We start from the raw sequence: 22,936 nt of genomic DNA on the forward strand, positions 1-22,936 counted from the left end.
GCTTCGCGCAGGGTGGGGCGGGAGACGCCGAACTGTTCCATGAGGACGGCTTCGGGGGGTAGGGCGTCGCCTTCTTGGAGTTCGCCGCGGACGATCTGGCGGCGTAGGTGGGCGGCGACGAGTTCGGCGGTCTTGGGGACGCGGACGTGTTGGCCGACGCGGTTGGTGGCTAGCAGGGGGGNGGGTAGGGGGTGGCCGGGGCCGGTGGCGGTGATGCCGCCGATGCCGGGGGTGCCGGTTCGGGTGATTGTCGTGGTGGTGTCCCGGGCGGGGCGCGACTCGCGGTCGTCCGTCTCCCCCGGGCGGGCCAGCCGAACCGGATGCCCGGTCATCAGGCTCGTCGGCGTCTCGGTCGGATGCGTTAACGTCATGATCTCTTGATCCCCCTGATGATCGTGCTGTCCGGAATCTGGTATTCCCCAGACTCCGGACTGCGATGTCGGATGTGTGGCTAGTGGTCTTTGGTGCCGTCTGACTACGAACCGTGCTTACGAAGTCGCATTGTGGCAGCGATGGGGGTGGTCCTCCGGTCCGGGGCGGTGAAGGACCACGTTGTATTCCGCATTCTGTTACGCAGAGTTAATAAAAATGTCGNCCTGACCGACTCGGCCCGGGTGCGGGCGCGCTCGACCGGACTGCCGCGGTCCCCGCTCCGTCTGGTCCCTCGAACAGGCGTTGACCAGCGCGTCCTTGAAGGGGTCAATGGACGGTGAGGCGCGAGACGAGAAAACGCACAAGCACGCTCGCCCGGGATCCCGCCGATCCGAGCTCGGAGTCGACTACAGTGAGTTGTCGACCTACGCGTCGCACGGTGACCGCCGCCTCGACCTCCGTGTCGAGGGGGAGGGAGACGAACGGTGCAACGGCAGCCGGTGCGCCGAACCGTGGCGGTCGCCGGCCCAGGGCTGGGGACAGAGAGCAGCAGGGGATCGAGGAGACCGGATGCCGAGGGTTTCTCCCGTGCCTCGGGTGGGCGCGCGGGCCAGTCGCCAGGCGTGTCCAGAGGAAGGCTGGCGGCGCGCACGCTACCGCTCGTCCCGCGCGCGGCGGCGGTGAGGGAGATCTTCGAAGGCGAGAGCCGTTGACCCCCGGCTTAGTACGGGAACGGGGAGCGTGGCCGGGACAGCGGCTGGACGGCCTGGGCGGCGGGAGGGAGCCGTTCCGGCAGGGGCGGCACGGGATCACAAAGGATCATGGTCGTCCCCGCGGGATCGTACTGCGACGTCGAGGTTTCCCCGGGTACTGGTTCTGTCTAGCAGGATCAGTCGATTATCTGAAGGTATGGGGGTGCTGGTGACGCCTGTCACGCCGATCGGCCGCCGGCACCTGTTCGGCGGACGAGCTCGTCACGACCGTCACGACCGTCACGACCGTCACGTCCTCAGGCCCATGGCGACGGGACCGAGGACGTCCAGGTGGCCCGGCACGGGCCGACCTGGACGTCAGGATCGGGCGAGGTGAACCAGGATCAGACGAGGTCGAACCGGTCGAGGTTCATCACCTTGACCCACGCCGCGACAAAGTCGTGCACGAACTTCTCCCGCGCGTCGTCGCTCGCGTAGACCTCCGCGAGCGCGCGCAGTTCGGAGTTTGAACCGAAGACGAGGTCGGCGCGGCTGCCGGTCCACCTGACCTTGCCCGTGGCGGCATCGCGGCCCTCGAAGGTGTTCGCGTCCTCGGACGTCGTCTTCCACGTCGTGCCCAGCTCGAGCAGGTTGACGAAGAAGTCGTTCGTCAGCGACCCGGGGGTCGCGGTGAAGACGCCGAGCGGCGACTGCTGGTAGTTGGCGCCCAGGACCCGCAGACCACCGACGAGGACCGTCAGCTCGGGGGCGCTCAGGGTCAGCTGGTTCGCCCGGTCGAGCAGAAGGTACTCAGCCGGCAGGCGGTGGCCCTTCCCCAGGTAGTTGCGGAACCCGTCCGCCGTCGGCTCGAGCACCGCGAACGACTCCACGTCGGTCTGCTCCTGCGACGCGTCGGTACGTCCCGGTGCGAAGGGGACCTCGACGTCGAAGCCGGCGTTCGCGGCGGCCTGCTCGACGGCAACACCACCGGCGAGCACGATCAGGTCGGCGAGTGAGACCTGCTTGCCGCCNGTCTGGGCGGCGTTGAAGACCTCCTGGATTCTCGTCAGCGTGCGCAGGACCGCCGCCAGCTGGTCGGGTTCGTTGACCTCCCAACCGCGCTGTGGTTCGAGGCGGATGCGCGCACCGTTGGCGCCGCCGCGCTTGTCACCACCGCGGAACGTCGAGGCCGACGCCCACGCGGTGGAGACCAGCTGGGAGACCGACAGGCCCGAGGCAAGGATCTGACCCTTGAGAGTGGCGACGTCCGCGGCGTCGATGAGCTCGTGGGCCACCGCCGGGAGCGGGTCCTGCCACAGCAGCGTCTCGGTCGGGACCTCCGGGCCGAGGTAGCGCGCGACCGGCCCCAGGTCACGATGCGTCAGCTTGAACCACGCCCGGGCGAACGCGTCCGCGAACGCGCTCGGATTCTCCAGGAAGCGCCGCGAGATGGGCTNGTAGATCGGGTCGAACCGGAGGGCGAGGTCCGTCGTCAGCATCGTGGGGGCGTGGCTTTTCGCTGCGTCGTGGGCGTCGGGGACGGTGCCGGCACCGGCACCGTCCTTCGGCTTCCACTGGTTCGCACCGGCGGGGCTCTTCGTCAGCTCCCACTCGTAGCTGAACAGGATCTCGAAGAAGCTGTTGTCCCAGCTCACCGGGGNGTTCGTCCACGCACCCTCAAGCCCGCTGGTGATCGTGTCCCCACCCCTGCCGGTGCCGAAGGTGCTCGTCCAGCCGAAGCCCTGCTCCTCGATGGGGGCGCCCTCGGGCTCCGGGCCGACGTGCTCGTCCGGGTTGGCCGCGCCGTGGGTCTTGCCGAAGGTGTGGCCGCCGGCGATCAGGGCGACCGTCTCCTCGTCGTTCATCGCCATCCGGCGGAACGTCTCGCGGATGTCGCGCGCCGCGGCGATCGGGTCCGGGTTGCCGTTCGGGCCCTCCGGGTTGACGTAGATGAGACCCATCTGGACGGCGGCGAGGGGATTCTCGAGCTCCCGGTCGCCGGTGTAGCGCTCGTCGTCGAGCCAGGTGGTCTCGGGGCCCCAGTAGACGTCCTCGTCAGGCTCCCAGACGTCCACCCGACCGCCGGCGAAGCCGAAGGTCTCGAAGCCCATCGACTCCAGGGCGACGTNGCCGGCGAGGATCATCAGATCGGCCCATGAGATCTTCTGACCGTACTTCTTCTTGACCGGCCACAGCAGGCGGCGAGCCTTGTCGAGGTTCGCGTTGTCCGGCCAGCTGTTGAGGGGAGCGAAACGCAGCTGGCCGGCACCNGCACCACCGCGACCGTCGCTGATGCGGTAGGTGCCCGCGCTGTGCCACGCCATCCGGATGATGAACGGGCCGTAGTGACCGTAGTCGGCCGGCCACCAGGCCTGCGAGGTAGTCAGCACCGCCGCGATGTCCTGCTTCACGGCGGCGAGGTCGAGGGTCCGGAAGGCCTCGGCATAGGTGAACTCCCCGCCGAGGGGGTTGGCCACGGCGGGGNTCTTGGCGAGGATCTTCAGGTTGAGCCGGTTCGGCCACCAGCCGCGGTTTCCGCCGCCCTGGGTGGGGTGNGGGGCGCGCCTGTGCGCGACNGGGCAGCCACCGCCGTTCTNCGCGTTCGTGTTGTACACGACTGCGTCATGGTTCTCGGACATGGGACCCTCCGGGCATAGACGGATCAGGAGCGATCAGGAACGCGTGCGGTGGAACAGCCGGGGCGCCGGCCCCAGTAGATGGCCGCGGCCGTCGTTGATGGCCTCGTTGACGGCCTCGTCGATCGAGAAGCCGCGCAGGGATGACTCCACTGTCATAACTGTCACACTGTCACGGTCGGCGACTCGGAAGAGAAATCGAAAAATTCCGCAACTTTGATAGCCTCAATCTATGGCTAGTCCGCACCCGACCCTGGCCCAGCTGCGCGCCCTCGTCGGAGTGGCCGATCACCGGCACTTCGGCCGCGCCGCGGCGGCCCTGCACGTCAGCCAGCCGACGCTGTCCAGCGCGGTGGCGGCGCTTGAGCGCACCCTGGGCGTCCAGCTCGTGGAACGCACCACCCGCAGCGTCCTGCTCACCGGGCTCGGGGAGGAGATCGTCCGGCGGGCCCGGGGGGTACTGGGTGCCGTCGACGACATCGGTGAACTGGCCATCCGGGCCCGGGAACCCCTGGTCGGTGACATCCGTCTTGGGGTCATCCCCACGGTGGCCCCCTACCTGCTCCCACAGCTGCTGCCGACGCTGCGGGAACGGTGGCCGCAGGCGCGGCTGCGGCTGCGGGAGTCTCAGACGGCCACCCTGCTGGCGGAGCTGCGCGGCGGTGCGCTCGATCTCGCGTTGCTCGCTCTGCCCACCGATGAGCCGGGGACAGCCGAGATCCCGCTGTACGACGAGGACTTTGTCCTCGTCACCCCCGCGGAGCACCCGCTGGCGGGTGGCGTTGCCGTGCCGGTCGCAGCCATCGGCGGGCAGGACCTGCTCCTGCTGGAGGACGGGCACTGCTTCCGGGCCCAGGCACTCGAGGTCTGCCGGGAGGCAGGGGCACGGGAGCGTTCCACCCTGCGTGCGGCGAGCCTGTCGACGATCGTCCAGATGGTCGCCGGTGGCCTGGGGCTGACCCTCGTCCCCGCCGCCGCTGTCGGAGTCGAGGTCGGCGAGGGGCGGGGCCTGGCCGTCGCCACGTTCCGCCGGCCCGCGCCGCACCGGCGCGTCGGCCTGGCCTACCGCTTGACCTCGGCCCGCGTGACGGACTGGAACCTGCTCGCCGCCGAGGTGCGGGCCGCCCTGCCGGGGACGGGTCTCGCCCTCGCCCCGGTGCCGGCCGCGGCGGTCTGACGCGCGCCCTCGGCGGGCTCCGGGGAACGCGGCAGGCCGGCCGCGAGCGCACGCCACTGTGCCACTGGCAGCGGATCCGTCTCGGCGGATTGCCGGCTGACAGCCGCGAGGATGTCATGCCATTCCTGCAGCGTGGTCACGATCGCGGGCTGGTCGCCGAGGTGCTCGAGGAGCCCCTGGGAGTGCGTTCAGCCGCGCGACCAGCCGGGGCAGGGCGGGATGCCGCGATGCCCGCACCGTCGCCCGGCTGTGGTTTCGTGCGGGCGGAGCTGGGCAGAAGGACTTTGGGCTCATTGTCCGTCAGCGGACAGGGCCAGGGTCCCGCCGGCTCGTCTTGATGAGGAAAACTGATTCGAGGGGATGGCGGGACCGCCGTGCTTCGCGGCCTCCACACCTGCCCGGGTGCTGTGTGCCCAGGCGGTGGCCGTCCCGGAGAGGTCGCGCCGGTTGTTCACCGTTCCGGCGGTTGCGGAACAACCCCGAAGCAGTGGTCAGTGTTTCCCGCCGCGGCCGATTTACCCGCCGACGACCAGGGAGACGGCGATGGAAGTGTTTGACCGATAACAGCTGATTGTGTGGTCGAATCGAATGATGTCGAAATGATATTGACGAGTGGAGGAACATCATGGCATTTCCGGTGCGAAGCAGCCAACGTCCGGCCCCGGTGATCAGGTGGGATCCGTTCCGGGAGATCGAGGACGCCTGGACCCGGATGGGAAGCCTGCTCGATGAGGTCGTCGGTGGCGCGGAAGGCCGACCGGTGGGACTGCTGGCCGCCGCCGTCATCCCGGTCGACATCGAGGAGACCGACGATGCCTACATCGTCGAACTCGAGCTCCCCGGGGTGCGCGGCCGCGATGTCTCGATCGACCTGCAGGATAACGAGCTTCGGGTCACCGGTGAGATCAAGGAGCGGGAACGGAAGGGCGTGCTACGCCGTCAGACCCGCCGGGTGGGCAGGTTTGAACATCGCATCGTGCTGCCGGGCGAGGTGGACCCGGAGTCGGTCAGTGCGTCGCTGGACGACGGGGTGCTGACGATCCGGCTCGCCAAGTCCAGGAAGAGTCAGCCCAGGCACATCGAGGTCACCGGCGGCAGTGGCGGCGGCAGCTGACCCGGCGGCGGGGCCGCTGCCCGCGTGTCCGCTATCCCCGGCGGAGGCCGTGCCCGCCTGGCCGCGGCGCCGTGGTGAATCCTGAATCCTGAATCCTCCATAAAACTACACCGGACAACCGGGTGTGGGCAGTTAGGATACTTACAACTACACAATCCCTACCAGAATGGTAGATTATTAAAATTCCCTCTGGACTCGCAACGGAATGGTCGTTAATGTTGCATCCGTTGTCTACGGAGGAGGGAAATGATCAACATCATTGGTGCGGGCTTCGGGCGCACCGGAACGCTTTCGCTCAAGTTGGCCCTCGAACAGCTCGGTTACGGCCCTTGTCATCACATGGACGAGGTCCTCGCGCACCGAGAGACCATTGCCGCATGGACGAGTGCCGCTGAAGGCGCTCCTGTGGACTGGGACTCGCTGTACGGCCAGTACAGATCGACAGTCGATTGGCCGGGAGCCCGGTTCTGGCGGGAGCTTGCGGACCACTACCCGTCGGCTCGAGTGATTCTTACGGTTCGCGACCCGGAAAAGTGGTATGACAGTGCGCGGAGCACACTGTTCCAGGCGATATCGAACCGACCGGCGCGAATGAGCGCGGAAGCCATGCGCGTGATCACCATGATGAATCTGGTGGTGTGGGACGGTGTCTTCAAGGGGCGTTTCGCAGACAAGGACCACGCCCTACAGGTCTTCGCGGAGCACAATGCCGCGGTGCAACGCGAGATCTCAGCCGACCGTCTGTTGGTATTCGACGTCGCCCAGGGGTGGGGGCCCCTGTGCGACTTCCTCGGTGTGCCGGTTCCGGGGGAACAGTTCCCCCGACTGAACAATCGAGAAGCCTACGCGGCGAAACACCGTGAACGTGTCGTCGCGGCCATGAGCGCGAGTGGTGTCCAGCCGTGAACCCGCCCAGCTCGGTGGCTGAGGCGGGGATTCCCGGCCCGGCGCGGTCCCGGGCACGTGCGCATCCCACGGCACCCGGAGCCGGCCGCCGGCGTGGAGGATCAGGAGCGGCGGGCGCGTAGCACCCGAGTGAGGACGTCCGGTCGCAGCAGGGCCGACGGCGGTTCGACCAGATTGATGATTCGCATGAACACCCGGGCCACCACCGGGTCGGTATGCGCGGCGGCGTGCACGTGGGGCAGATAGGCGTTGACCAGCCTGATCCGCGGGGTGCGCCGCCCCTGCACCTGTGGGTATCCTAGATCATTTCCGGTGGCCAGAGCCCAGGCCAAGTCGGCGGGAACGGCCGCGGCGGTGAAGAACCGCCGGGGCAGATCGGCGTCGGTGCGGGCGGCGGGTGGGCCGAGCGCGTCCGGCGTGTCCCGCAGGGCGTCCCGCAGCGCCAGCGCCTGCTGGGCCGCGACCGTCATCCCCTGGGCGTACAGCGGGTTGAGGCTGCACACCGCGTCCCCGANGGCGACGAAGCCGGCGCTGGGCTCGCGCAGGCGTGCGTACGGGCGTCGCACCGATCCGCGAAAGCGGTAGGGGGTCGGATCCCCGAGCGGCTCGGCGTCGGCGATGAGCCGGGCGATGTCGGGAGCGGGCAGGGTTGCCGCGAAGCGGGCGAACCCGTCCGGGTCGGTGGGCGGATGCTCGCCGAGCATGCCGGCCAGGGTGACGATCCACCGATCGTCCTCCTGCGCGACGGCGCCACCGCCGCGCAGCCCGGGGATCGTCGAGATGATAACCGCACGTTGGCCGTCGAGGTCGCTCGCGCGTCGCCGGTAGACGCGGGATGCGTAGCCGAGGTCGACGTCGACCTGCTCGCGCACGGGCACGGGCAGCCCGTGCGCGGCGAGCCAGTCCGCTGCCCGGGAGCCGCGGCCGGTCGCGTCGACGACCAGCTCCGCCTCGATGACCTCGCCGCCGTCGAGGTGCGCATCCGCAGGGCGTACCCCGCCGGGCCAGGTGCTGCTGTCGGGCCGGNTGCCGTTGGCTTGGGTGCCGTTGACTCGGGCGTCGTCCGGCCGCGGGCCACTGTCGAGGCGTTCGACCCGGACCCCGACGATCCGGCCGGGTTCGTCCGGACCGCCCGGGCCGGGCCGGCCCACCAGCCCAACGGCGCGCACCCGCTGCAGCAGGCGGACCTGGGAACGGGCGAGTACGGCCTCCCGCAGCACGCTCTCCAGCAGCGGCCGGCTCGCCAGCAGGGAGGTGAGCCCGGTGTCGGTGGGGTACAATCGCCGCCCGCGGACGTACCACCGGGTCTCGACGAGCATGTGGGCGCGAGGCGCGCCGTGGCCGGTCACGGTGTCGGTGAACCCGGGGAACAGCTCCTCCAGGCACAACCGGCCTCGTTCGGTGAGGGCGTGCAGATGGGATCCCTGCGCGACGCCGCGGCGAGTACCCTCGGTGGTGAGGTCGTCTCGTTCGATGATCGTCACCCGGTCGAAGAACTCGGCCGTCACCCGGGCCGCGAGGAGCCCGGCCATCCCGGCGCCGAGGACGACGGCGTGCCCCCGGCTGCCGCGGGGCGGCCGGGAGTCCGTCAGGGCCGCGGAAGTTGACGTTCGGCTTGTCCTGGCGGCTGTCGCTGAGCGGCTCCAGGCAGCTCCAGCTTCTCGACCCGCGTCAGCAGCGTGCGCAGCAGGTGTCACATGAACTCCCTCTTGCCCGGTCTCTCGCGCGGTGCATGGAGCAGGTGCCTGGAGCAGGTTCATGGAGCCAGAGCAGCCATGAGGTATTGGCGGCCCGCCGGATCGACTCGTGGGTTAATCTTCCCGGAATCCTGGGCGAGAACATCATAAAAATCCAAGGACTTCGTCGTGGGCGCCATAGCCTGTTCCCATCGATCGATGGGATGACGTAATGACTGGCCGTTGATATTGTCGAACCAACTGTGGTGAAATAGAAACGAGTCCGCACAGGTCGACGGGACCGGGCCAGGGGAGATTCCAGCATGGCGNCCTCCGACACCATCGAGAACGCGCACAGCTTTGACGTATTCCAGCACTATGAGCGGCTGCAGTGGAAGCTGGTCGACCTGCCGCTGGACGAGATCCGCAGGGATCTTGTCCAGCCCGAGTATATTGCGCTGGTCAAGGGTGCGGTCATGGGTGAGGCCACCTCCATCGCGGCGGTGCACGGCTTTCTCAACGAGTTCACCGACGATTACGACTGCTCTGCCTTCGTGAACATCTGGGGCTACCAGGAGCTCCAGCACCACTACGCCTTCCGGGCGTGGCTGCAGGCGGTGGACGCCCAGATCGACCAGCGCCGGATCGAGGCGTTGCGCGAGCCCTACGTGCCGGGCACCACGCCGAGCGCCACTTTGATCACCAACGTCATCTCGGAGATGACGGTGAACACGGTCTACCGGACGATGTCGGAGTGGGTGCGCGAGCCGGTGCTGGCGGACCTCATGCTGCGCGCCAGCCGGGACGAGGCCGGTCATGCCCGGGAGTTCATGTACTTCGCGAAGCGCCGGCTGGAGCGGAATCCGCACGAGCTCGTGTCCGTGTTGGAGACGTTCCACTTCTACATGTCGAACAACCGGATCAAGCATCCGGTGGGGGAGTTCAAGCACCGCCTGCTCGAGGATCTTCAGGGCCACGAGACCATTGACACCGCGTTCGAGGTGTTCTTGCGGGTTTCCGAGCCGGATACGCTGGAACAGCTCCAAGTGAAGATCCGCAAGGCGCTCGGCAGCGTTCTCGGCCGGGAGTTCAACCGGAACTCCGACATCCGGCAGGCGTTGGTGGAGGCGATGCCCTGACCGCTTCGGCGATCGAGTTCGTCAGTACCGGGCCTGACGGTGCCGGGTTTGCCGGTACCGGGCCTGTCACGAACGGATCCGGTAGTTTCCCGTGCGGCCATCCACGCGGACGCGTCCCAGCCGGGACGCGTCCGCGTGATCGTGCGCGTGATCGTGTGGCGGCCGAGTCGTGGGGAGCTGAGCACGGTCCAGGGATCGCGGACCGCGCTCAGCTCCCGCAAATTCACCGGCCGCCGGTTCGTGGGACGGCCACTGCTGCTGCGCTGGTCCTGGCAGGGACCTACGGGGTGTCCAGGGTCGTCGACCGGCAGGCGTCGACGAAGCGAACCAGTTCGTCGACCTTGTCGGTGCGGACGTCGACCGCCCGGTTGACCACTCGGATGAGGTGCGGGTAGGCGTCGGTGTGATCGTAGCGGGCAGTCTCGGCGATCCGCAGGGCCCAGCGCCAGTAACCCCGGATCGTGTCGGCCAGTGGCATCCGGAAGTGCGCGATAACCTCCCGGATCGGCTCGATGACGGCGTCGCCGTGGCGGCGCAGGTACCGTTCCACGATGTCGGCCATGAAGGTGAAGTGCCGGGCCTCGTCCTTGGCGAGCCGGTTCAGCAGATCGGCCAACACCGGATCGCCGACGACCGCCCGCAGCTGCTGGTAGTACAGCTGGGTCGCCTTCTCCTGGACCAGGGCGTAGGCGAACAGCGAGACCGCGTGGTCGTGCGGCAGTTCGAAGTGCTTGCGCCCCTCGGTCGCCAGTTCCCGCCGCAGCTCGTCGGGATCGGCGATGCCGGCGGCGACCTGGTAGCGGAACAGTGCCCGGGCGTGGCTGTCCTCCTCCTGCGCCCAACGCACGGTGAAGTGGTAAAGCTCCCGGTTGTGCACGAAGGTCTCGACGTCGACGTCGGGGTTCAGCGGGAAGGCCCGCTCGTACACGCCGAAGTAGCCGGGCAGGTGGTCCTCGATCAACGTGATGAACCGGACCGCGGAGCGCTGTCCCTCGGTGAGCCGACCGGCGTCGGCGTTCTCCCAGGCGAATGTCGATTCGACGTCGAAGCGGCGGGNGGNGGAACCCGCCTGGTGGAAGGCGATGACGGCCGCCTCGACCTCGGCGGGAGGAAGCAGCGGCGCCAGGGCCGGGCGTGCGGGGGCTCGCGGTGGTTCGACGCCGCGGGCCTGGCCGAACGCCGGCCGGAGAATGTCGGATGCCGTCATGATGTGGATCCCGTTCCTCGCTCGGCGGCGGTCAGCGTGCCTTGCGGCACACCAGCGCGTAGTGCTTGGTGGTGTAGCCCCAGCCGGCGTTCGCGACCTCCAGATAGCGGCGCAGCGTCGCGGCCGTTCCCGGGCGGATCGCGTCGATCCGCTCCGCGGCCGCGTCGACGTTCACCAGCCAGTCGTCGATGGTGCGCCGGTAGTCGTCGGTGAGATCGTCGAGGCTCGCCAGGGAGAAACCGGCGTCCTCGGCGCCGGCGACGAGGTCGGACAGCGGCCGCATGTCCCCCCAGCCGAAGATCGATGCGCGGACGAACTCGGTCCCTTCCCGATGGTCGAACGCCGCCCGGGTGGCCGCGTTGCGAAAGCAGCTTTCCGACACGTACAGCCGTCCGTCGCGGCGCAGCAGCGCCCGGGCCCGCCGGAACACGACATCGAGGTCGGGCATGTGCACGATCGAGCCGAGCATCGTCACCGCGTCNAAACTCCCCGAGGGCAGCTCGACCGTCTCGAAGTGGCCCTGGATCGTGGTGAGGCGGTCGCTCACGCCGAGCTCGGCGGCTCGCTGCGCGATGTAGGCGTGCTGTCGCCCTGCGGGGGAGACCCCGACGACCTCGGCTTCGTACTCGACCGCCATGAACAGCGTCAGCGAGCCCCAACCGCATCCGATGTCGAGGACGCGACCACCGCGGCGCAGGCCGAGCCGATCGGCGACGAAGTGGAGCTTGGCGATCTGCGCCTGCTCGAGGGTGTCGTGCTCCGTGCGGTAGAGACCCGAGCTGTACTTGCGCAGGGGATCGAGGAACAGGCCGAAGACCTCGGGCGGCAGGTCGTAGTGCTGATTGGTGTCGCTCGTCGTGGGTTCGGTGCTCGTCGTGGGTTCGGTGGCGAGGCCCGCCGCCGCCTCCGGCGCGGTGGTGACGGGCGAGCTCATGCGGCCTGCACCTGCAGCGCAGCCTGGACGACGTCGGCGACCTCGGCGACGGTGACCGCCGAGAAGACGTCATCGTCCTCGAGTTCGACGTCGTACTCGCGTTCCACCCGGGCGATCATCCGGAGCACCTTCACCGAGTCCGCACCCTCCACGGAGCGCAGATCGGCGTCCGCAGCCAGGTCCTCGATCGGGATGCCGAGCTCACGAGCGACGATGGCGGTGACGGTGGTGACGATCTCCGTATACGACACGGACATTCAGTGCTCCTCTGAGGTGGGGAGGCCGGCGGCGGTGGACCCGGTGGCCGGTGGTCTGGTGAGCGTCGCCGCCAGCGCCTGCGCGACGCGGTCGGCCTCGGTCGGATTCAGCATCATCCGGTCCCGGGCGGTGTCCATCGGGGTCGGGCGGTAGGTCGCGCTTGCGGTCGCGAGCAGCGTCCCGGCCTCGTCGAGGAGCTCGGCCTCGGCGTGCACCAGCCCGTTTGCTCTGCCGCCGCTTACGCCGCCGGCCGTGCCGCCGACCGGTGCCGCGTCCCCGCGGCCGGGGGTAGCATCCGGGACGCCGCGCAGCCGGGCGACGCAGCGGTATTCGGCGCCGACGCTCAGCGGGGCGAGGTAGCGTACCCGCAGCGCGGTGGTGAACGCGGTGAGCCCGACCTGCAGCACGATCAGATTGCCCATCGTCTCATCGACGATCACTCCGATGAGGCCACCGTGCACGACGCCGGGATAGGACTCGTGCCGGCGTTCGAGCCGGAAACGGGTCGAGATGCCGTCGGCGTGGGCGGAGAAGCGTAGTTGCAGCCCGTGCGGATTGTGCGGCGAGCAGCCGAAACACCGATAGTCCGCGAGCACGGACCACGGCACGCTCAGGTAGTCCTCCGGATCGTCGGCTTCCCGCGGGCCGTCAGGGCTCGGCGTCATCAGGTGGCTGTGCATCGGGCTCCCTGGTCGATGGGCGCGGAACGCGGTGGGTGTGCGGAATTGGACGCTGGGCTTGCGGGTCAGAGCACGCCGCGCCCGACCAGGTCGCGTACCGCCAGCCGTTGGAATTTGCCGCTGGAGGTGCGGGGCAGCGCGCCGGGCTCGACCAGACGCACCGTCACCGTGGACAGCCCCAGCGCCGCAGTCGCCGCCATCCGCAGGTCGGTCGCGAGTCGGGCTCGGTCCGCGGGCTCGGTCAGCGCGGTCTCGCCGACCACCGTGACGCCGCCGGCAGCCTTCGCTCCGGTGGCGTCCGGAGGGCTGCCGGCGGCGTCCGGCTGGTCGGGGGAGCCGAAGGCGACGACGCGACGTCGGTGCACGCCCGGAAGGTCACGCACCGCCGCTTCGGCGTCCTCGGGGTAGTAGTTCACGCCGCGTATAATGATCATTTCCTTGTCCCGGCCGGTCACGAACAGATCGTCGCCGCGCTGGAAGCCGAGGTCGCCGGTGCGCAGCCAGCCGTCCGCTGTGAAGCCCCCGGTCGTCAGGCCCCCCGCGGTGAGGTAGCCCGAGGTGACCGAACCACCCCGGATCTGGATCTCGCCCACCCGCAGGCTCGGTGCCAGACCGTCGCCGAGCGGATCGGCCAGGACGTCACCGTGCAGGTCGGCGATGCGAATCCGGATGTCGCGGACCGGCCGGCCGACGGCGACCAGCCCCTTGGCGCGCGGATGCTCGCGCGGGACCTCCGTCACGATTCCCTCGGCGGCGAGTCGGTCCCGGTCGACCCAGGTGACCACGGGGGCGCGGCCCAGCGGCGGGAAGGCCACGGCCAGGGNGGCCTCGGCCATCCCNTACACGGGGAACATCGCCGTGGGGGCGAACCCGGCCGGCGCGAAGTGGTCGAGGAAGCGCTCGACGCCGACCGCGGAGACCGGCTCGGCTCCGTTCAGCGCGACGCGCCACCGGCGCATGTCCAGCCCGGGTACCTCGTCTGGGTCGATCGCCCGGACGAGGTCGTCGTAGGCGAAGTTCGGCGCCGGCGAGATCGTGGCGCCGCTGGCGAGGAACGAGCGCAGCCAGCCGGCGGGGTCACGGACGAAGTCCGCCGGGGACCAGACGGTCATCGGGATGCCGGTCATGATCGCGCTGAGGGTCGCGAACAGCCCCATGTCGTGGAACAGCGGCAACCAGATTCCGCCGTGATCGCCTTCACCGAGCCGGATGCCGTCGATGATCGCGCGGATGCCGCACAGCACGGCGCGGTGGCTGAGCACCACGCCCTTCGGGGCCGCGGTGCTGCCGGAGGTGAACTGCACGATCGCGACGTCGTCCGCACCCACCGCACCCACCGCACCCACCGGGCATTCGGGACCCGGATGTGGCTGGCGTGTGGGCGTGGCGGGACCGACGTCGCGGACCAGGTCAGCCGCGGGGNGGAACCGGAGTCCGCCGAGCCGGTCGGCCGTGCGGCGCAGGATGGCCGACACTCGGCCGCCGGTGACCACCCGGTGGATGCCCGCGGCCGCCGTAGTGCGCGAGACCCGGTCGGCATAGCCGTTGAGGTCGTGCGCGGTGGTCGGCAGTGGCAGCGGACAGGCCGCCGCGCCCGCCCGACTGATCGCGAAGAGCGCGAGCAGAAACTCGGCCGAGTTCGCGGCCAGCACCCCAACCCGCTCGCCGGCCTGGACCCCGTCCGTCGTCAGCGCGGCCGCGATGATCCGGGAGGTGGCCGCGAGGTCCCGCAGCGAGATCACCTCGTGGGTGGACGGGAACGTGACGGGCGTGTCGGGATGCCGGGCGGCCGCGACGTCCAGTGCGTCGTGCAACGTCTCGGCGTCGAGCGGCTCATGGTGCCCGCGAGCGTCGGTCGTGCCGGTCGGGTCGGTCGGGTGGCTGCCGTGGGTCGCGTGGGTCGGCCCGCCGGTCGTCGCCGACCGTGGGGGGCCCGGCCGCGGATGGAGAGTCGGAGACATGGGCGAGATGGCGGAGGTGGGCGAGGTGACCTCGCTCCGGATGGCAGGCATGATCCGCGCTCCTGTCTTCCGCGTCCGGGTGTCTTCCGCGTCCGTGCGACGGATGGGGCCCGGCCGGCACCGAGGCGACGGCGGCCGAACAGCAGCCGATCGGGCCGCCCGTCGGGTGTACTCGCCCGTCGGGTGTACTGATCTCTGTCCGTCGGGTGTACTGATGATCGGATGTGCTGATGAATGCCGCGGGCGGCAGGAAAAGGCTCGTGGGTATGGTGGTCGTTCGTCAACAAAAATTTAGGTAATCTATTGATCCATCAGGGCCGACAATACATCACCGAATCGTTCCGGCGGTCGGAAAATTCATCCGATGGTTTCCTGGGAGTTCACCTGGGTGTCGTCCTGGTGGTATCAAATGTACCGATCACCTCGCCGGGTCGCCGGGTCGCCGGCTCGGCGCGCGACCGCGACCGCGACCGCGACCGAAGCAAGTTTCCCGTGTCCGGCCGGAATCCGGAGACAAGGGTCAGGAGACAAGACTCGGGAACGGAACTGAGGGTCCCCNCCCGCCGCCACCGTCCTTACTCATCCCATCCATCGCCTCCATTCCCTCATTTCTCACCGCCGCGATCAGGCTCCGGGCAGGTGGCCTGAACGCACAGGTCCCGGGGCGCTTCCAGGTGGAGACCCACCGTGAACCGAGCTCCGTGGCACCACCCGCGCCGGCATTCGTCGGACCGACGATGAGGAGCACGTCATGGCAGTCACAACCGATTCCGTATTCGCCGGGGCGGACGCCGGTACCGGCGTCGCGGCCGACCACGGGAAACCGCTCCCGGACCAGGCGCCTGATCTGCTGGCCGCGTTGTTCGATCCCGCGAACAGGCCGAATCCCTATCCGCTCTATGCGCGCCTGCGGGCAGCCGGCCGGCTGCACGAGACGCCGTTCGGACTGCGGGTCGCCACCCGGCACGACGACTGTGTAGCGGTACTGTCCAACCAGAGCTGGGGGCACGATCAGGAGGCCCACCAGCTGCATCCCACCTTGCCCGCCGAGGAGTTCCCGGCGACGTTCCTGTGGATGGAGCCGCCGGACCACACCCGGCTGCGCGGCCTGGTGAGTAAGGCGTTCACCCCGGGTCGGGTCGCCGATCTGCGGCCGCGTATCACCGCCCTCGTCGACGATCTGCTCGACACCGCGCTGCGGGCCGGAGAGTTCGACCTCATCGAGACGATCGCGTACCCGCTGCCACTCACGATCATTTGTGAGATCCTCGGGGTGCCGGCGGCCGACCACGGCATCATCCAGATCTGGTCGCAGGCGTTGGCCAGGGCGTTCGACCCGGACGTCCTGATGTCTCCGGAGGCGTTGGCGGAGCGTAACGACGCCATCCCCGAGTTTCTCGCCTACTTCCGTGCGCTGGTCGCGCGCAGCCGCCGCAGCGGTGGCGACGATCTGCTCAGCGCGCTGGCTGCCGTCGAGGAGCAGGGTGATCGGCTGACCGAGGACGAACTGCTCGGCACCTGCGTGACCCTGCTGATTGCCGGCCACGAGACGACGGTCAACCTGGTCGGCAACGGGGCGCTGGCGTTGCTGCGTAACCCCGACCAGACGGCGTTGCTGCGCGACGAACCGGATCTCATCCGGCCCGCCGTCGACGAGCTGCTACGCTATGACTCCCCGATCCACCTCAACACCCGGGCAGCGACCCGGGAGATGACGGTGGGTGGCCGAACCTTTTCCCCGGGTGAGGGTGTGGTGGCGTTGATCGCTTGCGCCAATCGTGATCCGGAGGCATTCGACGACCCGGACCGTCTCGATGTGCGCCGCTACGTGGCAGGCTCCGGCGCGTCCCGGCACCTGTCGTTCAGCCTCGGTCACCACTACTGCCTCGGCGCGCCGTTGGCGTTGCTCGAGATGGAGATCTTCCTGGCGGGGTTCCTCCACCGGGTCCGGTCCGCCGAGCTTCTCGTCGATTCGCCGCCCTACAAATCCAACCTGCTCATCCGAGGACTGGCGGAGCTCCCCGTCCGCTTCCGGGGATAGTGCCGCAAAGTCGCGGATCGAGCCGCTTCTGATATTCTGCTCGAAGTCAAGTGCCAGGTCGGAGGCGTGGTGGATGCCACGTCGGGCGAATCTTACACCGTACCTTCCGTATCTCCACACGCCGTATTCACCCGTAGTTTTTCGGGATCGCTAGCGTGTCCGCGGGAGGTACCATGGAGAGCAAGATCGATTTCCGATACCTCGTCTCTTTCTTGGCGATCGCAGAAGAACTCCACTTCGGCCGGGCCGCGGCCAGGCTCCATCTGGCCCAGCCCTCTCTCAGTCAGCAGCTCCAGCGTCTCGAACGTGACATCGGTGTCGAACTGGTCAACCGGACCTCCCGGGAGGTCCGGTTGACCCCGGCGGGCCGGGCCTTCGAGATGGAGGCACGACGTCTGCTGGAACAGGCACGACAGGCGGTCCGGGCGGCCAGGGAGGCCGCTTCCGGCCGGACCGGTCGGATCTCCATCGGGTTCAACTTCCCCGCCGGGGAACGGGTCCTCCAACCCACCCTGCTACGGCTCAACGCTGACTACCCGAACGTCTCGACCACTCTCTGGGAGGCTCGCAGCGGCCCCCAGCTGTCCGCCCTCACCGCGGGAAAACTCGACGTCGCGCTCGTGTTCGCCGGGCCTCTCGCGGCCCAGTTGCGGTCCCATCGGGTCTTCACCGTGCCGCTGGTGGCGCTCGTCGGGCNAAACCATCCGTGGGCGGACCGTCGCCAGGTCTCGTTCCGGGAGCTGGCGGGCCAGGGATGCGTGCTGTTCCGCCGGGAACAGAGCCCGGCGATGCACGACGCTATCCTCGCCGCCGCCGACCGCTGTGGCATCCGCCTGAGTGTGGCAGAGGAGGTCGACGACTCCGGCGCCACCGGCATCGTCGTCACGACCAGGCCGGTGGTGGCCTTCGCGTCGGCGGATCGCGGCGCGCATGTGCCCACGAAGGGCCCCGTCGCGGTGCGGCTCGTCGACCCGGTACCGACTGTCGGCGCGTACGCGGTCTGGCGTCCGGATCCGCAGCCCGTCGTCACGGCCTTCCTCAACAGCCTCGACGCCGCCGGGCCGTTCCTGGGACCGCCGTCCCTGGATCCGTCCAGGTCGGACGAGCCGGCGACCGGCCCGGCACCAAGGCCGCGGAGCACGCCCGCGGCCTTGACCTCGGTGACCGCCGGTGCGTGCTCGCTGATCCGGCAGGCCTGAAGACCGGCAGGCCTGAAGATCGGCAGGCCTGAACAATGGATCGATCAGAGAAAACCATCGCGGTCAGCTCCACAGCGACGTCCGTACCCATTCACATGGGCTGGGAAGACGGTTAGCATGAAGAAGCGGCCGGGCTTGTCCCGTTCCACTCGCGGTGCCATTTGGAGTGATGGGTGCGATGTCGGAACGTCTTTGTCATCGTCTTTTCCATCGCATTTAATAGGGGATTTTTCGTCGACCATCCGGGCTGACCTGTGCGCGTCCGGGAACGGGGATCAGGGGATCAACTGTGAACATTCTGCGGGTGCCCGGAGGTACTGAGCTGCCCGCCGACCGAGGGCTGGCCGCCGCCGTCCTTACTGAGGTCGCCATGGTCGCCGACCGGCCGGTTCTGGCCCATCAGGTGGACGGAGGCTGGCGCGATGTGACCGCGGGCCGGTTCTGCTTCGACGTCGCGGCCGTCGCCAGGGGCCTGGTGGCGCACGACGTCGGGGTTGGCGACCGGGTTGCGATCATGGGTCGGACCGGTTACGGCTGGGCCGTTGCCGACTTCGCGATCTGGAGCATCGGCGCGGTCACCGTCCCCGTCTACCCGACCTCCTCGGCCCACCAGGTCGACCACATCATCGGTGACTCCAAGGCCTCGTGGTGCTTCGTCGAGACACCCGACCACGAGCGCCTGGTCCTGTCAGCGGGTCTTCCCGCGACGCGCGTCTGGTCGCTGGACGAGGCCGTGTCGGCACTCGGCACCGCCGGTCAGTCCGTCGCGGAGTCCGAGGTGCTCCGCCGCCGGGACGCGGTCCGGGCCGACGACCTCGCGACAATCGTCTACACCAGCGGGACGACCGGCGTGCCGAAGGGCTGCCTGCTGACCCACGCGAACGTCTTCTCCGCCGCCGTCAACTCGGTGGAGCGGCTGGACCCGGTGATGCGTCCGGCCACCGGCTCGGCCAGTACCATTCTTTTCCTTCCGCTCTCGCACGTGTTCGGGCGTGTGACCATGATCGGGTGTCTGTGGGCCGGAGTGCGGACGGCCCTGCTGCCGGACCCCGGGGGCCTCGTCCCGGCGCTGCGCACCTTCCGCCCCACCTTCCTGATCACCGTTCCGTCGGCGCTGGAGAAGATGCGCAAGGGCGCGCGGGCGGCGGCGGCGGGCGGACTCTCGGGGCGCCTGTTCGCCGCGGCCGAACGGACCGCCTGCGTGCTGGGTCGGGCCCGGCGTGGGCAGGGCGGCCTGGGGCTCGTCACGCGGCTTCAGGCTCCGCTGTTCGACCGGCTGGTGTACCGCCGGTTGCGCGCGGCGTTCGGCGGGCGCCTGCGCCACGTCGTGTGCGGGGGAGCGACGCTCGACCCCTCCACCGCCGAGTTCCTCACCGGGGTCGGGGTGCACGTCCTCGGCGCCTACGGGCTGACCGAGGCCTCGACGGCCGTCAGCATCAGCGCTCCCGGGCTCGACCGGCCGGGCAGCACGGGCCGTCCGCTGCCGGCGACCACCGTCGCGATCAGCGACGAGGGCGAGGTCCTGGTGGCTGGGCCGCAGGTCTCGCCGGGCTACTGGCCGGATCGGACGGGCGCGCACGAGCCGTGGTTGCGCACCGGTGACCTCGGTCGGCTCGACGACGACGGGTATCTCCACATCACCGGTCGAATCAAGGAGATCATTATCACCACCGGGGGGAAGAACGTCTCGCCGGCACCGCTGGAGGACCGCATCCGGCTGCACCCGCTGGTCAGCAACGCCATAGTGATCGGGGAGAACCGGCCGTTCGTGACGGCCCTCGTGACCCTCGATCGGGCCGCCGTGCAGGCCTGGGCCCGGCGAGGCGGTCACAAGCTGGACGAGGCCGCCGCCCACACCGACCCTCGGCTGGTCGCCGAGGTCAGCGCCGCGGTCGACGCGGCGAACGCGCAGGTCTCGCGGGCCGAGTCGGTGCGGAAGTTCCGCCTCCTGAGCCACGACTTCACCATCCAGGGCGGCCAGCTCACCCCGTCGTTGAAGCTTNGCCGTGCCGTGATCGAGGAGGAGAACGCCAAGGAGATCGAGGAGCTGTACGCGTCCTGACCGCCCGGTACCGGTCCGGCACCTGGCCCCGGCACCGGTCCGGCACTGNCCTCCGCCCGCCTGGATCTCGGCGCATCGAAACGGAGCCNCACGTGGATTCCGCCGCACCGTCCCTGGGAGCACCGGATTGGCCCGCACGGTCCGACCCGGAGATGGAACCGCCCGGCCACACCCGGCTGCGCGGCCTGGTGAGCAAGGCGTTCACCCCGCGCACGATCGAGGGGATGCGGCCGTGGGCCGAGCAGGTCGTTGACGACCTGCTGAGCCGCCTCATCCAGCGGGGCCTGACGTCGCTGCCGCTGAGCCTCACTCCCGGAGGCGTCGCGTGAGCATCGAGACGACCGACCCGACGGCGAACGGGCGGACGACAGCCAGGCAGGCGGTGGGCCGGCAGGCGGCGCGGCAGGTGGTGGTCACCGGTCTCGGGGCCACGACACCGCTCGGCGGCGACGTCGCGTCGACGTGGAGCGGCGTGCTGGCCGGCCGATCCGGGATCCGCCGGCTCGATGAGCCGTGGGCGCAGTCGCTGCCGGTCCGCATCGCCGCGCCGGTGGCCGTCGAGCCGCAGCTTGGCCGGGTGGAGGCACGCACGCTCGACCGGGGGCAGCGGCTTGCCCTCGTCGCAGCCCGGGAAGCCTGGGCCGACGCGGGCACCCCCACGCCGGAGCCGGAACGTTTCGCCGTCGTCGTCGGTTCCGGGGTCGGCGGCCTCACCACCCTGCTCGACCAGTACGACGTGTTCCGGGAGCGCGGGGCGCGCCAGGTGTCCCCGCACCTGGTGCCGATGCTCATGCCGAACGGACCGGCCGCGGCGGTGGGTCTCGCGCTCGGTGCCCGCGCCGGGGTGCACGCTCCGGTGAGCGCCTGCGCGTCCGGTGCGGAGGCCATTGCCACCGCCGTCGACCTGATCCAGGCCGGTCGAGCGGATGTCGCCGTCGCCGGTGGCACGGAGGCCGCCGTCCATCCGCTCCCGCTCGTGGGATTCGCGCAGATGCAGGCGCTGTCCCGCCGTGAGGACCCGCCGGAGTCGGCGTCCCGGCCGTTCGACAAAGTCCGGGACGGATTCGTGCTCGGCGAGGGTGCCGGGATGTTCGTCCTGGAGGCCGCCGAGCACGCCCGCGCCCGCGGCGCCCGGGTCTACACGACCGTGGCCGGCGCTGGGGTCAGCGCCGACGCCTATCACGTCGCAGCCCCCGACCCGACGGGAGCCGGGGCGGCGCGGGCCGTGCGCCGGGCGTTGCACGCCGCCGGTCTTGACCCGGCGGACGTGGTGCACGTGAACGCGCATGCCTCGGGGACACCGGCTGGCGATCTCGCCGAGAGCCGTGCGCTGCGCGGCGCGCTGGGCGCGGCGCTCGACGGTGTCGCGGTGACGTCGACGAAGTCGATGACCGGACATCTGCTGGGCGCGGCCGGCGCGGTGGAGGCGCTGCTCTGCGTGCTGACGTTGCGGGAGCGGACGGTCCCGGCGACCCGCAACCTCGAGGCGATCGACGACGAGATCACGCTGGACGTGGTGACGATGGACAACAGGCCGATCCGGACCGGCGCGGCGCTGTCGACGTCGTTCGGCTTCGGCGGCCACGATGTCTGCCTCGCCTTCACCCCCTGGCCCTGACCGTCGGTCGCCTCGCCGTGGTCGGTACGTCTGCCCGAGCGGACACCGGACGGCCATGGCGGGAGCANCGGGNGCGCACGATGCTCAGAAAGTCGCCATGCACATGTTGCCAAAGATCCGACTAGCCGTAACCATTGGCCCGTGATGTCCTACGAACAGGTACTGCAGGTGTCCGATCCGCTCGAGCGAGCCGCGTTGGCAGATGATCTGATGTGGGCTGACCATCCGCGCAGACTGGATCTGCGCACAGCACGTGGGGTGGCCATTCGGGAGGCGTTGGAGGCGGGGCGGTCGCCCGACGACGTCGCCCGCCGACTCGTCGTCACCGTGGCCGATCTGACCTGGATGGCCGCGCCTGCGGCATCCGCCGTAGCTTGATCCGTCGAGGGCCGGTCGGACAACGGCGTCCGCCGACCCGAACCCCACTGTCGGTTGTCCACCCTCGGAACCGTGCCGTCACCCACGGCCTTTCAGGGCCGCAGTCGGAACGGTGGGTAGTCGTCCGTGGTCAGAATGACCGCGTAGCAGACCACCCGGTTCGTCCAGCGCAGCACGCCGACGACGAAGTCGAACAGTCCCCGCGGGAGGCGTCCGGTGAGGAGCACGGCGAACCAGCCGACGATCATCGCCGCCACCGTCGCGATATACAGGAAGAACAGCGCGATGTAGTGCGGGACCGCCAGCAGCCACTTGACCAGGGGCAGCCAGCGGTTCAGACGCGCGGCGTCCGGATAGGGAATCGTCAAGTGGACGGCCTGTTCGTCCTCCGTCGAGGGATATTCGTCCCGCAGCAGGGTGAGATAGGCCACGACCCGGTTCGTGAAACTCAGTAGAGCGACATTCCAGTCGAACCACCACCGCGGGTACCTCTGCCGGAAAAGAATCAGCAGCAGGGGAGCGAAGAACAGCAGCCCGCCGCCGAACATCGCACTGTTTCTGCCGTATCCCGTACCGCCGACCGCCGCGAGGACGACCGCGATCGGGATGACCGTGATAATTCGAAAGAACACGGTGAGTCGATCGCGCTCCCCTGTCGGGTAGTCGATCTCGAAGGACACCGGATGGCCGGGGTGCCGCGGCTCTACGCTAAATGTCCCCTGGTCGGTCATGGCTGCTCCCTGGTAAATCGGTAACCTCGTCCTGCCGGCTTATTTTCGGTCAGCGGTGCCGGGTGCGAGAGAGCCATGAGTCCCCCTTTTTCGGNCGGATCGGACCGAGGCGGCCACGGCGAACCATCCGGCTGACGGTGTTCCTTGCCGCCACC

General features: G+C 69.4%; 20 protein-coding genes. 10 read left to right on the forward strand and 10 right to left on the reverse strand.

Annotation, left to right across the window (positions count from 1 at the left end; all coding sequences use genetic code 11):
- From CED_RS16970 to CED_RS25810, 3 genes are all read right to left on the reverse strand, one after another.
- Positions 1 to 371, reverse strand: a 371-nt coding sequence (locus CED_RS16970) for a FadR/GntR family transcriptional regulator (RefSeq protein ID WP_035912227.1), incomplete at its 3' end; no start/stop codon positions are given.
- 1,097 nt (positions 372 to 1,468) lie between these two features.
- Positions 1,469 to 3,703 carry a catalase/peroxidase HPI gene (gene katG, locus CED_RS16975; protein WP_035912229.1) on the reverse strand — a complete coding sequence of 745 codons (2,235 nt, stop codon included), beginning with the start codon at positions 3,701 to 3,703 and terminating at the stop codon, positions 1,469 to 1,471.
- A 33-nt stretch (positions 3,704 to 3,736) separates the two neighbouring features.
- Positions 3,737 to 3,859: a hypothetical protein gene (locus CED_RS25810; protein WP_255361128.1), complete on the reverse strand. Its 123-nt coding sequence runs from the start codon at positions 3,857 to 3,859 to the stop codon at positions 3,737 to 3,739.
- Between the two features lie 73 nt (positions 3,860 to 3,932).
- Between CED_RS25810 and CED_RS16980 the strand changes: the two genes are divergently transcribed.
- From CED_RS16980 to CED_RS16990, 3 genes are all read left to right on the forward strand, one after another.
- A complete protein-coding gene (locus tag CED_RS16980) occupies positions 3,933 to 4,877 on the forward strand; it encodes a LysR substrate-binding domain-containing protein (protein WP_011436355.1) in 945 nt (314 codons plus the stop codon).
- Between the two features lie 625 nt (positions 4,878 to 5,502).
- The gene (locus tag CED_RS16985; RefSeq protein ID WP_011436356.1) at positions 5,503 to 5,991 is read left to right on the forward strand and encodes an Hsp20/alpha crystallin family protein; all 489 of its coding nucleotides are present in this window, start codon (positions 5,503 to 5,505) and stop codon (positions 5,989 to 5,991) included.
- 246 nt (positions 5,992 to 6,237) lie between these two features.
- Positions 6,238 to 6,897 carry a sulfotransferase family protein gene (locus CED_RS16990; protein ID WP_035912232.1) on the forward strand — a complete coding sequence of 220 codons (660 nt, stop codon included), beginning with the start codon at positions 6,238 to 6,240 and terminating at the stop codon, positions 6,895 to 6,897.
- Between the two features lie 101 nt (positions 6,898 to 6,998).
- On the opposite strand, the gene CED_RS16995 is transcribed toward CED_RS16990, so the two are convergent.
- Positions 6,999 to 8,429, reverse strand: coding sequence for an NAD(P)/FAD-dependent oxidoreductase (locus CED_RS16995; protein WP_369807851.1), 1,431 nt, complete (start codon positions 8,427 to 8,429; stop codon positions 6,999 to 7,001).
- Positions 8,430 to 8,896: 467 nt separating this feature from the next.
- Here CED_RS16995 and CED_RS17000 point away from each other — a divergent pair, with 467 nt between their 5' ends.
- Complete coding sequence (locus CED_RS17000) at positions 8,897 to 9,712, forward strand: ferritin-like domain-containing protein (protein ID WP_035912234.1); 816 nt, start codon at positions 8,897 to 8,899, stop codon at positions 9,710 to 9,712.
- 280 nt (positions 9,713 to 9,992) lie between these two features.
- On the opposite strand, the gene CED_RS17005 is transcribed toward CED_RS17000, so the two are convergent.
- From CED_RS17005 to CED_RS17025, 5 genes are all read right to left on the reverse strand, one after another.
- On the reverse strand, positions 9,993 to 10,919 hold the full coding sequence (locus tag CED_RS17005) for an acyl-ACP desaturase (protein ID WP_035734084.1): 927 nt from the start codon (positions 10,917 to 10,919) through the stop codon (positions 9,993 to 9,995).
- Between the two features lie 31 nt (positions 10,920 to 10,950).
- Complete coding sequence (locus CED_RS17010; protein WP_035912235.1) at positions 10,951 to 11,853, reverse strand: cyclopropane-fatty-acyl-phospholipid synthase family protein; 903 nt, start codon at positions 11,851 to 11,853, stop codon at positions 10,951 to 10,953.
- On the reverse strand, positions 11,850 to 12,110 hold the full coding sequence (locus CED_RS17015; RefSeq protein WP_011436361.1) for an acyl carrier protein: 261 nt from the start codon (positions 12,108 to 12,110) through the stop codon (positions 11,850 to 11,852). Before CED_RS17015 ends, CED_RS17010 begins: the two co-directional genes overlap by 4 nt.
- Positions 12,111 to 12,791, reverse strand: coding sequence for a PaaI family thioesterase (locus tag CED_RS17020; protein ID WP_011436362.1), 681 nt, complete (start codon positions 12,789 to 12,791; stop codon positions 12,111 to 12,113).
- 65 nt (positions 12,792 to 12,856) lie between these two features.
- Positions 12,857 to 14,803: an AMP-binding protein gene (locus CED_RS17025; protein ID WP_084680836.1), complete on the reverse strand. Its 1,947-nt coding sequence runs from the start codon at positions 14,801 to 14,803 to the stop codon at positions 12,857 to 12,859.
- Between the two features lie 700 nt (positions 14,804 to 15,503).
- Here CED_RS17025 and CED_RS17030 point away from each other — a divergent pair.
- From CED_RS17030 to CED_RS17050, 6 genes are all read left to right on the forward strand, one after another.
- Positions 15,504 to 16,793: a cytochrome P450 gene (locus CED_RS17030; protein ID WP_011436364.1), complete on the forward strand. Its 1,290-nt coding sequence runs from the start codon at positions 15,504 to 15,506 to the stop codon at positions 16,791 to 16,793.
- 173 nt (positions 16,794 to 16,966) lie between these two features.
- Entirely contained in the window at positions 16,967 to 17,992 is a 1,026-nt protein-coding gene (locus tag CED_RS17035; RefSeq protein WP_035912238.1) for a LysR family transcriptional regulator, read from the forward strand.
- 289 nt (positions 17,993 to 18,281) lie between these two features.
- Positions 18,282 to 20,054, forward strand: a complete 1,773-nt coding sequence (locus tag CED_RS17040) for a long-chain fatty acid--CoA ligase (protein WP_035912241.1) — start codon at positions 18,282 to 18,284, stop codon at positions 20,052 to 20,054.
- Positions 20,055 to 20,146: 92 nt separating this feature from the next.
- Positions 20,147 to 20,383 (forward strand): hypothetical protein, encoded by a 237-nt coding sequence (locus CED_RS25885; RefSeq protein WP_011436367.1) that lies wholly within the window; start codon positions 20,147 to 20,149, stop codon positions 20,381 to 20,383.
- A 53-nt stretch (positions 20,384 to 20,436) separates the two neighbouring features.
- Positions 20,437 to 21,672, forward strand: coding sequence for a beta-ketoacyl synthase (locus tag CED_RS17045; protein WP_035734092.1), 1,236 nt, complete (start codon positions 20,437 to 20,439; stop codon positions 21,670 to 21,672).
- A gap of 144 nt (positions 21,673 to 21,816) precedes the next feature.
- Positions 21,817 to 22,050 carry a hypothetical protein gene (locus CED_RS17050; RefSeq protein ID WP_023841713.1) on the forward strand — a complete coding sequence of 78 codons (234 nt, stop codon included), beginning with the start codon at positions 21,817 to 21,819 and terminating at the stop codon, positions 22,048 to 22,050.
- A gap of 92 nt (positions 22,051 to 22,142) precedes the next feature.
- Here the strand turns inward: CED_RS17050 and CED_RS17055 are convergent, their stop codons facing one another.
- Positions 22,143 to 22,781 carry a DUF4389 domain-containing protein gene (locus tag CED_RS17055; RefSeq protein ID WP_011436370.1) on the reverse strand — a complete coding sequence of 213 codons (639 nt, stop codon included), beginning with the start codon at positions 22,779 to 22,781 and terminating at the stop codon, positions 22,143 to 22,145.
- Positions 22,782 to 22,936: the final 155 nt, after the last annotated feature.

Origin of the sequence: Frankia sp. CeD (assembly GCF_000732115.1) — a bacterium.
Lineage (GTDB): Bacteria > Actinomycetota > Actinomycetes > Frankiales > Frankiaceae > Frankia > Frankia casuarinae.